The organism is Bradyrhizobium sp. Ken51, from assembly GCF_055807435.1.
The window spans coordinates 45,670-58,843 of sequence record NZ_JBVVPB010000023.1 but is presented as its reverse complement, the minus strand read 5'-3'; the positions used below and the strand labels follow the sequence as shown (position 1 = coordinate 58,843).

Sequence of the window (13,174 nt, the reverse complement as noted above, 5' to 3'; positions counted from 1 at the left end):
AGCGGCTTCACCTAGGCTTGCACCACCGGGGATGTCGCAGCCTCCCCGTGAAGTGGTGATCCCACGCAAGCGCTGCTCGCTGATGTTTGGAGCGAGCAATGGACGGGATCACGATCGAGCTACCGCTTTTCCTGTTGGCCACCTTCGCCGGCGCGTTCGTCGCCGGCCTCTCCGGCTTTGCCTTCGGCCTCGTCGCGGCATCGCTGTGGCTTTACGTGCTGACGCCGCTTCAAAGCGCCAGCCTGATCGTCGGCTTCGGCCTCCTGGTGCAGGGCTACTCGGTCTGGAAGCTGCGCAGCGCGCTCGACTGGCGCCGGCTGTGGCCCTTCGTGATCGGTGCCCTCCTGGGCGTGCCGTTCGGCGTGTCACTGCTGACCTCGGCCGATTCAAACAGCGTCCGCATCGCGGTTGGGGCGATCCTGATCGTCTACAGCCTCTATGCATTCTTCAGGCCGCAGCTCAAGGTCGCGACAACCGTGCCGCCGGCCGCCGACATGACGATCGGTTTCGTCAACGGCCTGCTCGGCGGCCTGACCGGCCTCGCCGGCATCATCATCACCATCTGGTGCAATCTGCGCGGCCTGCCCAAGGATGTTCAGCGCGCCACGTTCCAACCCGTCGCGGTCGTGGTGTTTGCCATTGCGGCGCTGCTGCTGGGCGCCAAAGGTTCGCTCACGCTCGAGACCGCTAAGCTGTTCGCGCTCGGCCTGCCGTTTCTCCTTGCGGGAACGTGGCTCGGGCTGAAACTGTTCGGCCGCATCGACGAGGCCACGTTCCGCAAGATCGTGCTCGCGCTGCTGTTCGTCTCCGGCGTTGCGCTGTTGTTCTGAACCGCGATCAGAACTCGCCGTGCAGCCGGCCGGAGAATACCGAGACTGGGCCGCGGTCGGCGTTGTAGGCGGGGTTGACGATGAGTTGGTAGTCGGCGGTGAGGGTGAGACTCTTGTTCAGCGCGTAGGCATAATAGGTTTCGAGGATGCGCTCGCGGCGGTAGTTGAGCGCACCGTCGCCGATGAGAACACCGAGGCCACCGGCAGCCAGGAAGTCGCGATAATCCTGCGAGATGGCATTGACGGCGCCACCGACGCCGATCACGTCATCCGGCCGGCCCCATTTCGTGCCCTTGATCGACAATCCCGCGGACAGGCTGCGGTGAATGTCGGTGAAGGCTAGCGTCTCGGTCTTGCCGTCGTTCCAGCTCCAACGGCTGAACAGACCGACATCCTCGGTGATCGCCTGCTCGAGGTTGAGCACGTAGCCATACTTCAGACGGCCGCGCCGGGTCTGCGCGATGTCGAGGTTGAGCGCGGGATTGTCCAGCGTCTCGCGGAAGCTGCCCATGTTGGCGCTGTCGAGCCAGCCTATGGTCCTGAGCTTGCCGGGTTGGCCAAGCAGTGAGAAGCGCGTTTCGAGCTCGAGCACGTACTGGCCGCGCTCGCCGACCCTGGTGTCGAAATGATTCGAATTGGACTCGGCGACCATCAGGAAGTAGCCGCCGCGCAACGCCCACTGCTTCTGGTTCAGCTCGGCGGTGACGCCGTAGGTGAGGCCGACCTTGTCGGCGGAATAGTCGAAGGCGCCTGGCGCCCACAGCGACCAGTTCATGAAGTCCTTGCGGGTGTCCTTGGCGTAGGCGTTGCCGTCGAACACGTCGACCACCGGGAATTTGCCGGCCTGCACCGTGAGCCTGGATACGTCGACCTTCTGTCCGAGCTGCAACTGGCCGCTCGCAAGCTCTTCCTGCTCGCCGCCAAAGCCGAATGTCTGGCGCACGAACAGGCGCGATGTGTTGTAGTGCGGATAGGGGAAGTTCGACTTCTGCGCTTCGCCGTTGGGGAAACCGGCCGCGCCGACCGTGTCGTTCAATCCAAATCCCTGCAGCAGTTCGGGATTGTAATAGACCTCGCCGCCGTCCCAGAGCCGCGCGTTCAGGAACAGGCTGTTGCTCCAGGTCGCCTTGGCCTGCCTTGATGGCGAGAGCGAATTCGGCCCGGTGTAGAGGGCGGGGAACGACGGGTAGCCTTGCGGCAGATACGTGCTCTGGCCGTGGATCTCCCAGCGATCCGATTCCGTGTCGATCAGCGAACCGATCCCGGAACTCTTGGGATTGTAGCTCGGCATGCCCGGCCAATCGACCTTGCGGTTGAGGCCGAGCCGGATCGACTGCAAGTCGAGCGATGAAGAATTGTATTGCGCGCCTGTGGAGAAGGCGACATTGGCGCCATCGAAGCGGCTGTAGAGATATTCGATCCGTGCGCTCCAATGCGGCGCGAAGCCGTATTCGACGCCGGCGCCCGCGGTCCAGCCGGGGCGCGTGTTCAGGATCTTCGGGACTTCGGCGCCGGAGGCCGGCGTGTCGAAATAGCGCTCGCCCATCCACGCAAAGCCGCCGGTGGCATAGACCAGCCAGGGACCGCTGGTGTAGCCGACGCGGCCGCGCAGGCTCGCGGTGTAGTCCCATTGCTGCGTGACGGTGTTGGCGGGTGTCGCCAGGAAGGAAACGATCGAGTTCGAGGTGATGTAGTTCGGAAACGAAAAATCGCCTTCGACGCCGACAAGCCAGCCGGAATTGAGCCGGTAATTGTAGCCGGCCTGCACGCCGCCGATCATGCCGCTGAAGACGCCGCTGTCGTTGATCCCGGTGCCGTCGTTCAGCGCAAAGCGCGACGAGCCGAGGCTGTAGCCGGCATGCGCACCGATATAGAGGCCGGTCCAGTCGTAGACCGCTTTGAGCGCAGGCGCCTTCAGCGGCAGATCGGCCGCGCGGATGGTGGCGGGAAAAGCCAGTACGCCCGAGGCAATCGCCGCGGCCGTCCGCAAATACCTGTAACGGTGACCCCTCAACGTCAAAACGCACGCCCCCAACGCGAATGTGTCCACTCGCCGCACTATCCCTGCCGATTCGCGGCGACTCTGTCATCAGGCTTAGGTGCTCCGCGATCGGGCGAGATGATCTCGATCCGGCGCGACTTCTTCCCAAGCCCCTGAGCTTGTTGTGAACCTTATTGCGATTAATTCGCAATAGCAACTGATGCGGATTGCCGCAGAGGATGGTTCGCACCTCGGTGTGACGGGACTGCAACAAATTCCCTGGGGGCTAAAACAGTTGACCCCGCCCGGGGGGACATCCGGGCGGGGTCGGGGGCACGACACGGGGTGGATGAGGCGCCCGTGTCGGACGCAGGATCCACGTGAGATCGGCCTCAGGGACTCAAATCAGAAGCAGGTACGAACGCGGCCAACGTACTGGCCAAAGGCGTTGTACTGGGCGGCCCAGCCGCAGCGGTGATAGCCGTTGTAATAGGGGTCGTTGCTGGCGGCGATCGCGGAGCCGACGACGGCCGCGGTGGCGATCCCCAGGCCGACGCCGACGCCCCAGCCGAGCGGCTTGGCTTGCGCCTGCGAGGTGGTGGCCACGACGCTGCCGGTCAGGGTGAGCGCGGTGAGGGCAACTGCAAAAATCTTGGTCTTGATCGACATCTGAAACTCCATCCGGGTTGAGGCGGTCCGTTGTGGCCCGCGTACCGAGTTGGACGGAGCCTCCGCGCGTCCGGTTCGAAACCGGCGAAAGCGGAGGTCGAGTCTGGATCTTTCCCGAATGATTCCAGGAGGTAGGCGCTAGCCGAGCGGGCCTTTGGCGAGCCTGTTCACGGCGAAGTTATCAACCTCGGCAAGCAGCTCGCAAAAGGCGCGGGCGCCCTGGTCGATCAGCTGCTCGCCTTTCGCGGCGACGGCCAGCGTCGCATTGCCCACAGCGCCGCTTGGGTTGAGATCCTGCGCCTGCCAGGCGAACGGTGCGGGACGCTGTGTCGACAGCCAGCGATACTGCTGCTCCATCGCAACGCTGCTCGCGGGAAAATCCGCGATCGCATCAACGCGCACCTGCTCGGGATAGCGGGCCAGCATGATCGAGGTCTCGACTGCACCGCCGTGGATGCCGTGCCGTACTTCGTCGGCCGGGAACAGCTGGTCCGCGCCCGACAGCCGCGACCACGACGTGGTCACCACGAACAGCTTCTGATGCGCGCGCAGATCCTGCGCGATCAGCATCATGGCCGCGCTGTTGCCGCCATGGCTGGTGATGATGACGAGCTTCTTCAATCCGCGGCGCGCGATGTCTTCGCCGATCGCGGTCCATTTTTTCAACGCGATGTCGGTCGGCAGCGTCTGCGTGCCCGGATAGTCGATATGCTCGGTGGAAATCCCGATCGGTTCAACGGGCAGGAAAGTGGCCGGAGCGCTCTCGGGCAGGAGCTCGCGCACCCGCGCGAGATAGGCGTCGGCGATCAGCACGTCAGTCTCGAGCGGCAGATGCGGGCCGTGCTGCTCGGTCGCCGCCAGCGGCAGCACTGCGATCCAGCGCGACACCTCGGCGGGGCTGGCATCGGCCCAGCGGATCTCGGTCCAGTCGCGGGAAGGCGTCATCAAGGTTTCTTTGCCCGAATTTGTCGCGTAATTTAGGTTATCAGGGGACGCGGGCCAGGCCGGCTCGCGTCCCCGAATGTCTTGCGGTTTTATCGCGTTGCTTAGACATCGGCCAGCAGCGATCGACGGAGTCCCATCATGAGCCCCTCTCATCTGCGGCGAGCCTTAACGGCGGGCCTGATGGCCGCTTTGGTCTCGGTCGTTCCGGCGCGCGCCGAAACCCTGGACAAGGTCATGTTCGGCACCAATTGGGTCGCCGAGGCCGAGCATGGCGGCTTTTTCCAGGCCGTCGCCGACGGCACTTACAAGAAATACGGCCTCGACGTCACCATCGTTCCCGGTGGCCCAAACGAGAACAACCGGATGCTGCTGATCGCCGGCAAGATCGATTTCTTCATGGCCGCGAACACGCTGATGTCGTTCGACGCGGTCGCCATCAACGTCCCGGTCGTCACGATCGCCGCGGTCTTCCAGAAGGATCCGCAGGTGATGCTGACGCAGCCCGATGCCAAGGTCACCAAGATCGAGGACCTCAAGCCGCTGACGCTGTTTGTCTCCAAGGAGGGCATGACCAGCTATTTCCAGTGGCTGAAGTCCGAGTACGGTTTCAGCGAGAAGAACGTTCGCCCCTATAATTTCAATCCGCAGCCCTTCATCGCCAATCCCAAGAGCGCGATGCAGGGTTACGTCACTTCGGAGCCCTTCGCGGTCGAGAAGGCCGCCGGCTTCAAGCCCAACGTGTTGCTGCTCGCCGATTACGGCTTCAACACCTATTCGACCTTGATCGAGAGCCGACGTGACGTGGTCGAGAAGAAGCCCGACCTGGTGCAGCGTTTCGTCGATGCCTCCATGGTCGGCTGGTATAATTACATCTACCGCGACAATTCCGCGGGCAACGCCATGATCAAGAAGCTCAATCCGGAGATGACCGACGAGCTGCTCGCCTATTCCGTCGCTAAGATGAAGGAATACGGCATCGTCGATTCCGGCGATTCGCTGAAGAACGGCATCGGCGCGATGAGCGACGAGCGCTACACCTCCTTCTTCAACAAGATGGTGAAGGCAGGCGTCGTGAAGGCAGACCTCGATTTTCGCAAATCCTATACGCTGCGCTTCGTCAACAAGGGCGTCGGCGCTGAGCTGCGCCCGAGCAAGCCGTAGCGCAAGGGCGATGTCATCAGTCAAAACGTTGACGGGGGTCGAGACCGGCCTGACGGCCCTGGCTGTCAGCCTGCGCGGCGTGACGAAGACCTATGACAACGGCGTGGTGGCGCTCGGCCCGCTCGACCTTGCGGTGCGCAGAGGCGAGTTCATTTCGTTGCTGGGGCCGTCAGGTTGCGGCAAATCCACCGCGCTGCGGCTGATCGCCGAGCTCAGCGCGCCGTCGTCAGGAATCGTAAGGCTGGCGCGTCGCGAGGGCACACCGCGCCCAGGTCACGGCATCGGCTTCGTATTTCAGGAACCGACCCTGATGCCCTGGACCAGCGTGCGCGAGAACGTGCGATTGCCGCTGAAGCTGGCGGGCGTTCCGAAGGCGGAATCGCGCGGGCGAGCCGACGAGGCGCTGGCAAGCGTCGGGCTTGCCGATTTCGCCGAGGCTTTCCCGCGCGAGCTCTCCGGCGGCATGAAGATGCGGGTGTCGCTGGCGCGCGCGCTCGTCACCGACCCTGATATCCTCCTGATGGATGAGCCATTCGCGGCACTCGACGAAATCACGCGCTTCCGCCTCAACAACGATTTGCTCGCGCTGTGGCGCAGGCTCGGCAAGACCGTCATCTTCGTCACGCATTCGGTGTTCGAATCCGTCTATCTGTCGCAGCGTGTGGTGGTCATGACGGCGCGGCCGGGCCGCATCCAGGCCGACATCCGCATCGAGACGGTCGAGCCGCGCGGCGAGGAGTTTCGTACCTCCGCCGCCTATTCGGATTACTGCCGGAGCGTGTCGGCCGCGCTGGCGCCGTCCTATTCAGGGCAGTCGACGCTATGAATGCGCAAGCTGCCGTCATAGCGAAGCGGTCCGGCGTGCAACGCGCGTTGCGCTTCGTGCTGCCGGTCATCGTGTTCGCGGCGGGACTTCTCGCCTGGGAGCTCGTGGTCCGCATCAAGGACATCCCGCCTTACGTGCTGCCGGCGCCCTCGGTCATTTTCCTGACGCTGATCAAGGATTGGGCGGTGCTGTCGCAATCGCTCGCCGCGACACTGCTGACCACGCTTGAAGGTTTTGTCGCGGCCAGCATTGGCGGCATCGCGCTGGCACTGCTGTTCAATCAGTCCAAATGGGTGGAAGCATCGCTATTCCCCTATGCCGTGGTGCTTCAGGTTACGCCTGTCATCGCGATCGCGCCGCTGCTGCTGATCTATCTGGAGCAGCAGACCGCGGTCGTAGTCTGTGCCTTCATCGTGGCCTTTTTCCCGGTGCTGTCGAACACCACGCTCGGGCTCAATTCGGTCAATCGCAACCTCGCAGGCCTGTTCCAGCTCTATGGCGCCTCGCCGCAGCAGACCCTGCGCTTTCTCAAGCTGCCGGCGGCGCTGCCTTACATTCTCGGTGGCCTGCGCATTGCCGGCGGTCTGTCGCTGATCGGCGCGGTTGTGGCCGAGATCGCGGCGGGAACGGCCGGCGCCGGGTCCGGGCTCGCCTACAGGATCGCAGAATCAGGCTACCGCTTGAACATACCCCGCATGTTCGCAGCGCTGCTGCTGTTGTCGCTGGCCGGGATTGTCATCTATGGGGTGCTGGCGCTAGTTTCCCACCTCGTTTTACGCCGCTGGCACGAGAGCGCGCTTGGAAAGGACAACTGATGACCACCGGTTCGATTTCGTCCGAAAAGATCGACCTTCTGATTTATGGGCCGGTCCGGCCGATCCTCGAGAACGGGTTTTCCGATCATTTCGTCGTGCACAAGGCGGAGACGCGGGGCGATCTCGAGCGGCTGACGCCGGCGGTTCGCGAAAAGATCCGCGGCGTGGCGGTGACCTATCACACCGTGCGTGCCGACAAGCAGTCGCTGTCGCAATTGCCCAAGATCGAGATGGTGGCGAGCTTCGGCGTCGGCTATGACCACGTCGACGCCAAATACGCCGCCGAGCACAACATCATCGTCACCAATACGCCCGACGTGCTGACCGAAGAGGTCGCCGACGTCGCGATGGGGCTTCTGATTTCCACGGTGCGTGAGTTCATCAAGGCCGACCGTTATGTGCGCTCCGGTCTCTGGCAGACCCAGAACTATCCGCTCAGCGTCGGCTCGCTGCGCGATCGCAAAGTCGGCATCGTCGGCATGGGCCGGATCGGCCAGGCGATCGCGCGCCGGCTTGATGCCTCGCTGGTGCCGGTGGTCTATCACACCCGCAATCCGTCCAAGGACGTCTCCTACAAGCACTACCCCGACCTGATCGAGATGGCGAAGGCGGTCGACACGCTGATGGTGATCGTGCCCGGTGGCGCCAGCACGAACAAGATGATCAATGCCGAGGTGCTGAAGGCGCTCGGCCCGCGCGGTGTGCTGGTCAACGTCGCGCGCGGCTCGGTGATCGACGAACCGGCGCTGGTCCAGGCGCTGAAATCAGGCACCATCCTTGCCGCAGGTCTCGACGTGTTCGCGGCCGAGCCGAACGTGCCGGACGAGCTCAAGACCATGCAGAACGTCGTGCTGCTGCCGCATATCGGCTCGGCCTCGGTGGTGACGCGCAACGCGATGGACCAGCTCGTGGTCGACAATCTCAAGTCCTGGTTCGCCGGCAAGGCGCCATTGACGCCGGTTGCGGAAACACCGTTCAAGGGACGCTGATGGGAGCTCTTCGGGTCGTTGCATTCGCCGTCGCGGCCTACTTGGCCGCGATCGGCCTCGCGTTGGCGCAGGATACGACGACCCTGAAGAAGGAAATGCCCGGGCAGTGGGAGCTCTCGACCACCGAGCGCAGCAAGACCTGCGTCGTCACGCTCAAGGCCGACACTGCTGCTCAAGGCTTCAAGCTCGAGCTGGAGCCGGCCTGCAAGGCCGCGCTGCCCTTCACCAAGGACATCGTCGCCTGGAGCGTCAGGGGTCTCGACATCGTCCGCTTGCAGGATGCGAGCGGTGAAGCCGTGATCGACTTCACCGAGGTCGAGGCCGGCATCTTCGAGGGCCTGCGGCAAGGCGAGGGCGTCTACATCCTGCAGGACCTCGCCGCCGCTCGTTCGATGGCGAAGTCGATGGACCAGATGATCGGCGACTGGTCGATCGTGCGGGGGAACGGCCAGCCTGTCTGCGGGCTGACGCTGACCAACACGGAAGCCGGGCCGGACAATTTCCAGGTCTTCCTCAAGCCGAAATGCGATGCGGCCATCGCGCAGTTCAACCCGACGCAATGGCGGCTCGAGCGCGGCCAGATCATCCTGCTGTCGAAGGCCGGCGAGGCCTGGCAGTTCGAGGCCGACGACAACGCGCAATGGCGGCGCGTCCCCGATACCGCCGATCCCCTGATCATGCTGCGCCAGTAGGCGCCGCGAAACGCGACCTCATCCCGCCATAGGCGGGCGTCTGGAAGGACGGCCGCAGGCTACGTCGTTGGCCTGGGCGGCGGCGCGGTGCCTTGGGCCCACTTCTCCATCTTGCCGAGCACGCCCCAGGCCGTGAGCGCCAGGGAGATCGGCATCGCGAACTGGCCGAGGCCCGGCACGGCCGACACGAGCGTCCCGAGCAGTCCGGCAATACCGCCTGCGTTGGGGCTCGCCGTCACCGAAGTCAGCAACGCCGTGATCAGTGAGCCGCCGATGCCGAGCGCAGTCTTCTTGCCGTCGAGCATCTTGCCGATGGTATCGCCGAGCGCGCCATTGACCTGGCCGAGGACGGGTTTGCCGTCCCTGTTGAGCAAGGTGCCGAGCAGATCGACGACCTGCTTCAACTGATCGACGGGGGCGGAACTGGTCGGGGTGACTGGTCCTGGCATGGGGGCTGTCTTGTTGACGAGGGAAAAGAGCCGTTCGAACAGGCTGATCGGATCCGTGGTGGCGGGCAGCGTGTTGCCCGATGTCGTCGTTGCCGGCGTCACAGCCCCGGCTGGCGGCCGCAGCAATTGCGCGACGTCCTCCAGTCGCTTCATGATCCGGGACATATCGCCGGTCGATCCCGTGGGGCCCGACTGCGCCGCGCGCGTGAGGGCGGCGACCGTGGCGCCGTCGAGAAGTCCGGTGTCTCTCAGACCGTTCTGCTGCTGAAACTGCGAGACCGCAGCCCTGGTCTTCGGTCCGCTGATGCCGTCCTCGGCGAGCGGCGGATTGGCGCCGAGCTTGTTGAGCGCCTGCTGCATGAGAACGATCGTCGATGCCGCGTCGTCCTCCGGTTCCGCGCGGCTGGCGAATTGCGGGCTGCCGTCGAGGGTGATCGAGGAATCCAGCGACATCATTGCATGCAGGATCACCGCGGTGCCGAGCTGGGAATCAACGTGGTTCGAATCGAACACATGATCGCGGACGAATTTGCCGGCCCTTGCCTCGGGCGGGCCATACAGCGTCGAACCGCCATAGAGGTAGGGCGAATTGCAGCCCTTGGCGTGATAGCCGAAGCCGTTGAAGGCTTCGAGCCGGAACAGAATCCGCCCGATCCCCCAATCGTGAGCGCCGATGAAATTCTGGATTCTGAAGGCGTCCACGGCGCCGTCCACGAACGTGGCAAACGGGCCGCGTCCTTTCGGAACGATGGTCGTCGCGCGATGAAGCGTTTCGCCGTTGCCGAGATAGGTGTCGAAATCGAAATTGGACTCGCGGTAGTGGCAGAGGGCAGCGAAATACCAGGGGACGCCGGTCAACCGTTCGATCTGCTGATAGGTCGCCTTGCCGTTGATGGCCTTGCGCGCGACCGCGTTCGCGTCGGAGAGGCGTGCAGGCCGGATCTCGAGATTGGCCCAATTACCCTCGTATTCGCTTTTCAGACTCTCGAATGAAATCATTTTCCGCTCCCGCAATGAATGAATTTTCGCAACTGCGCGTTAGTCGAAATGAACCAGGTGCCGTGATCAGGGCGTGAGGCCAGCGTGATCTCCCGCAAGTCTGGCAGGCCGCAGGGCCACCGCGTGTGAAGTGGGTTACAACCTCGCCGGGAAAATGAGCGGCAGGACCGGGATCAGGGCGGCCGCCCCGCGAGGGAACCGGGAGGGGCCGCTCTCCGTTAGCGACGCGAGGCAGTCCGGCAAGGAGCCCTGCATGACCACGCGCGTCCTCGCGATCGGCATCGAACCCGGCAACGCGGATTACAGCGCATTCCCGCAGCTCACGCCGGAGCTCGTGCGCGACTATATCGATGCGCAGTTGCTGCGCCTGCGCGATCTCGGTTACGAAGTCACGAGTTGCCTGATCGATCTCGATGCCGCGGCGGAAGCCGCTGTGACGGCAGCGTTGCGCGAGGAGAATTTCGACTGCATCGTGATTGGCGCGGGCCTGCGCGAGCCCAGGGAGCGCCTGCTGCTGTTCGAGAAGGTGCTCAACCTCGTCCACCGCCTGGCGCCCGACGCCGCGATCTGCTTCAACACCACGCCGGCCGACACCGCCGAGGCGGTGCAGCGTTGGGTCGATGCTTGAGATGAATGGGGATGGCCCGCGGTGCGCACGCGACATGGCCTGAGCCGCCTTCGAGCCGAGCCTGCGACGCCATCGCGAGAAGCGCCGGGTCCCGGCGTGGTGATTCTTCTGGTCCGAATCCGGCTGCGGCGCTATGACTCGTCTGATCACAGGGGAGGGCGAGCATGCTTCGAGGTCTTCGCATTGGAAGTTTCGCCATCGCGGCATGTCTAACAGTCGTGATGGCGATGCCTGTTCATGAGGCGGCAGCGCAAGACGCAATTGGAGGTGCCATTCTCGGCGGCGTAGGTGGAGCGATCGTGGGTGGCGCCATCGGCGGAGGCCGCGGAGCCGCCATCGGCGCCGTCGTCGGTGCCGGCACGGGCGCTGCGATCGCCTCCGAGGGTGAACGCCGCCGCTCCGGCTATTACGCCTATCAGCGCGGCTGCTACATGCAGCGCCGGGACGGCTCCTATGTCCCGGTCGATCCGCGATATTGCTACTAGATCAACCGCATCCCGCGCAAGCTCGCATGTCCGCTCTTGCCGACGATGATGTGGTCGTGCACCGAAATGCCGAGCGGCTTTGCGATGTCGATGATCGCCTTGGTCATCTGGATGTCGGCCTGTGACGGCGAGGGATCGCCTGAGGGGTGGTTGTGCACCAGGATCAGCGCGGTCGCGGACAATTCCAGCGCGCGCTTGATCACCTCGCGCGGATAGACCGGGGTGTGATCGACGGTGCCGGTCTGCTGCACCTCGTCGGCGATGAGCTGGTTGCGCTTGTCGAGGAACAGCAGGCGAAACTGCTCCTTGTCGGCGAACGCCATGCTGGTGCGGCAATAGTCGATCACCTCGTTCCAGGACGACAGCGCGTTGCGGCTGTTGACCCCGCCCTTGGCGACGCGATGCGCCGCCGCCGCGATCAGCTTGAGCTGGTGGATCGCGGATTCGCCCATGCCGTCCACCTCGCGCAGGCGCGCCACCGGCGCATGCACGACCTCGGCAAACGAGCCAAAGGTCTTGATCAGTGTCTTCGCCAGCGGCTTGGTGTCACGCCGCGGCAGCGCCGGAAACAGCGCCATCTCCAGCAGCTCGTAGTCGCTGAGCGCGTCCGCACCCGCGCTGTAGAAGCGCTCGCGCAGCCGTTCGCGATGGCCGAGATAGTGTGGCGCTTGTTCGGGCTTGCTCTTGTCGTGGTCGGTCTTGGCGGGCATCGGCCGCCAGCATTGCCGCGGATAACCGTTTTTGCAACCGTCAATTGCGCCGGCAAATCCGGTTCACGTCAGCCGGCGACCCGAAGGTCGGCCGCGCCCTCACCCGATCTGCTTCTCGCCGTGCCGCTCCGACAGCGTGAAGATTTCGACGCCGGTGGCGGTGACGCCGACGGAGTGCTCGAACTGCGCCGACAGCGAGCGGTCGCGGGTCACGGCGGTCCAGCCGTCGGACAGGATCTTCACATGCGGCTTGCCGAGATTGATCATCGGCTCGATGGTGAAGAACATGCCGGGCTTGAGCTGCACGCCCTCGCCGGGTCGGCCGACATGGATGATGTTCGGCTCGTCGTGGAACATGCGCCCGAGGCCATGGCCGCAGAAATCGCGCACCACGCTCATGGCCTGCGGCTCGACGAAACTCTGGATCGCGTGGCCGATGTCGCCGGTGGTGGCGCCGGGCTTCACCGCGGCGATGCCGCGCATCATCGCTTCATAGGTCACCTCGATCAGCCGCTCGGCCTTGCGCGCGATCGGGCCGACCGCATACATCCGGCTGGAATCGCCGTACCAGCCGTCGACGATGAAGGTGACGTCGATGTTGACGATGTCGCCCTCTTTCAGGGGACGGTCGCCGGGCATGCCGTGGCACACCACGTGGTTGAGCGAGGTGCAGGTCGAATAGCGGTAGCCGCGATACATCAGCGTCGCCGGATAGGCATTGTTGCTGAAGGCGAAGTCGCGGACGAACTGGTCGATGCGCTCGGTCGGAACGCCGGGCCCGACGATGTCGGTGAGCTCGTCGAGGCACTTCGCCACCAGCGCTCCCGCCTTGCGCATGCCGGCAAAGGCGCTTGGCCCATGCAGCTTGATCTGTCCGGTCTTGCGGAGCGAGGTATCGGTAGCTTCGACGTAGCTCATGCGGATGCGGTCTTCTCGGCACGGGGCCGGTATCGAGGTGGGCGCAACGGACTGATTTAAGGCCCCAATTTAATGAT

The 13,174-nt window shown here is 64.2% G+C and carries 14 protein-coding genes; 8 read left to right on the top strand and 6 right to left on the bottom strand.

Features of this window, described 5'->3' with window-relative positions; all coding sequences use genetic code 11:
* The first annotated feature begins 98 nt into the window (after positions 1-98).
* Complete coding sequence (locus AC0L27_RS30070; RefSeq protein WP_473321375.1) at positions 99-830, top strand: sulfite exporter TauE/SafE family protein; 732 nt, start codon at positions 99-101, stop codon at positions 828-830.
* Positions 831-837: 7 nt separating this feature from the next.
* Here AC0L27_RS30070 and AC0L27_RS30065 read toward each other — a convergent pair whose 3' ends face one another.
* The 3 genes from AC0L27_RS30065 to AC0L27_RS30055 form a co-directional block, all read right to left on the bottom strand.
* Complete coding sequence (locus tag AC0L27_RS30065; RefSeq protein WP_354206186.1) at positions 838-2,820, bottom strand: carbohydrate porin; 1,983 nt, start codon at positions 2,818-2,820, stop codon at positions 838-840.
* A gap of 396 nt (positions 2,821-3,216) precedes the next feature.
* Positions 3,217-3,480 (bottom strand): hypothetical protein, encoded by a 264-nt coding sequence (locus AC0L27_RS30060; protein ID WP_007597808.1) that lies wholly within the window; start codon positions 3,478-3,480, stop codon positions 3,217-3,219.
* A 138-nt stretch (positions 3,481-3,618) separates the two neighbouring features.
* A complete protein-coding gene (locus tag AC0L27_RS30055) occupies positions 3,619-4,425 on the bottom strand; it encodes a creatininase family protein (RefSeq protein WP_354206189.1) in 807 nt (268 codons plus the stop codon).
* A gap of 138 nt (positions 4,426-4,563) precedes the next feature.
* Here AC0L27_RS30055 and AC0L27_RS30050 point away from each other — a divergent pair, with 138 nt between their 5' ends.
* Genes AC0L27_RS30050 through AC0L27_RS30030 form a run of 5 tightly spaced genes read left to right on the top strand, consistent with a single transcriptional unit; the run spans position 4,564 to position 8,908 of the window.
* The gene (locus AC0L27_RS30050) at positions 4,564-5,586 is read left to right on the top strand and encodes an ABC transporter substrate-binding protein (protein ID WP_473321371.1); all 1,023 of its coding nucleotides are present in this window, start codon (positions 4,564-4,566) and stop codon (positions 5,584-5,586) included.
* A gap of 10 nt (positions 5,587-5,596) precedes the next feature.
* Positions 5,597-6,412, top strand: coding sequence for an ABC transporter ATP-binding protein (locus tag AC0L27_RS30045; RefSeq protein ID WP_275172929.1), 816 nt, complete (start codon positions 5,597-5,599; stop codon positions 6,410-6,412).
* Entirely contained in the window at positions 6,409-7,227 is an 819-nt protein-coding gene (locus AC0L27_RS30040) for an ABC transporter permease (RefSeq protein WP_354206194.1), read from the top strand. Before AC0L27_RS30045 ends, AC0L27_RS30040 begins: the two co-directional genes overlap by 4 nt.
* A complete protein-coding gene (locus AC0L27_RS30035; RefSeq protein WP_275172926.1) occupies positions 7,227-8,216 on the top strand; it encodes a 2-hydroxyacid dehydrogenase in 990 nt (329 codons plus the stop codon). The genes AC0L27_RS30040 and AC0L27_RS30035 overlap by 1 nt, the downstream gene beginning before the upstream one ends.
* The gene (locus tag AC0L27_RS30030) at positions 8,216-8,908 is read left to right on the top strand and encodes an AprI/Inh family metalloprotease inhibitor (protein WP_354206197.1); all 693 of its coding nucleotides are present in this window, start codon (positions 8,216-8,218) and stop codon (positions 8,906-8,908) included. The genes AC0L27_RS30035 and AC0L27_RS30030 overlap by 1 nt, the downstream gene beginning before the upstream one ends.
* Before the next feature lie 59 nt (positions 8,909-8,967).
* Here the strand turns inward: AC0L27_RS30030 and AC0L27_RS30025 are convergent, their stop codons facing one another.
* Positions 8,968-10,356: a peptidoglycan-binding protein gene (locus tag AC0L27_RS30025; protein ID WP_354254376.1), complete on the bottom strand. Its 1,389-nt coding sequence runs from the start codon at positions 10,354-10,356 to the stop codon at positions 8,968-8,970.
* Between the two features lie 253 nt (positions 10,357-10,609).
* Here AC0L27_RS30025 and AC0L27_RS30020 point away from each other — a divergent pair, with 253 nt between their 5' ends.
* Both AC0L27_RS30020 and AC0L27_RS30015 read left to right on the top strand, forming a co-directional pair.
* A complete protein-coding gene (locus AC0L27_RS30020) occupies positions 10,610-10,984 on the top strand; it encodes a hypothetical protein (protein ID WP_354254374.1) in 375 nt (124 codons plus the stop codon).
* Between the two features lie 164 nt (positions 10,985-11,148).
* Complete coding sequence (locus AC0L27_RS30015; protein WP_354254372.1) at positions 11,149-11,469, top strand: glycine zipper domain-containing protein; 321 nt, start codon at positions 11,149-11,151, stop codon at positions 11,467-11,469.
* Here the strand turns inward: AC0L27_RS30015 and radC are convergent.
* Both radC and map read right to left on the bottom strand, forming a co-directional pair.
* Complete coding sequence (gene radC, locus AC0L27_RS30010; RefSeq protein ID WP_354254371.1) at positions 11,466-12,179, bottom strand: RadC family protein; 714 nt, start codon at positions 12,177-12,179, stop codon at positions 11,466-11,468. The two genes, AC0L27_RS30015 and radC, sit on opposite strands and share 4 nt — an antisense overlap.
* A 99-nt stretch (positions 12,180-12,278) precedes the next feature.
* The gene (map, locus tag AC0L27_RS30005) at positions 12,279-13,097 is read right to left on the bottom strand and encodes a type I methionyl aminopeptidase (protein WP_354064025.1); all 819 of its coding nucleotides are present in this window, start codon (positions 13,095-13,097) and stop codon (positions 12,279-12,281) included.
* Between the last annotated feature and the right edge of the window lie 77 nt (positions 13,098-13,174).

Coding starts and splice junctions, on each gene's coding strand:
- AC0L27_RS30030 (WP_354206197.1), top strand. CDS start 8,216: ATGGGAGCTCTTCGGGTCGTTGCATTCGCCGTCGCGGCCTACTTGGCC.
- radC (WP_354254371.1), bottom strand. CDS start 12,179: ATGCCCGCCAAGACCGACCACGACAAGAGCAAGCCCGAACAAGCGCCA.
- AC0L27_RS30035 (WP_275172926.1), top strand. CDS start 7,227: ATGACCACCGGTTCGATTTCGTCCGAAAAGATCGACCTTCTGATTTAT.
- AC0L27_RS30050 (WP_473321371.1), top strand. CDS start 4,564: ATGAGCCCCTCTCATCTGCGGCGAGCCTTAACGGCGGGCCTGATGGCC.
- map (WP_354064025.1), bottom strand. CDS start 13,097: ATGAGCTACGTCGAAGCTACCGATACCTCGCTCCGCAAGACCGGACAG.
- AC0L27_RS30015 (WP_354254372.1), top strand. CDS start 11,149: ATGCTTCGAGGTCTTCGCATTGGAAGTTTCGCCATCGCGGCATGTCTA.
- AC0L27_RS30045 (WP_275172929.1), top strand. CDS start 5,597: ATGTCATCAGTCAAAACGTTGACGGGGGTCGAGACCGGCCTGACGGCC.
- AC0L27_RS30025 (WP_354254376.1), bottom strand. CDS start 10,356: ATGATTTCATTCGAGAGTCTGAAAAGCGAATACGAGGGTAATTGGGCC.
- AC0L27_RS30040 (WP_354206194.1), top strand. CDS start 6,409: ATGAATGCGCAAGCTGCCGTCATAGCGAAGCGGTCCGGCGTGCAACGC.
- AC0L27_RS30020 (WP_354254374.1), top strand. CDS start 10,610: ATGACCACGCGCGTCCTCGCGATCGGCATCGAACCCGGCAACGCGGAT.
- AC0L27_RS30070 (WP_473321375.1), top strand. CDS start 99: ATGGACGGGATCACGATCGAGCTACCGCTTTTCCTGTTGGCCACCTTC.
- AC0L27_RS30055 (WP_354206189.1), bottom strand. CDS start 4,425: ATGACGCCTTCCCGCGACTGGACCGAGATCCGCTGGGCCGATGCCAGC.
- AC0L27_RS30060 (WP_007597808.1), bottom strand. CDS start 3,480: ATGTCGATCAAGACCAAGATTTTTGCAGTTGCCCTCACCGCGCTCACC.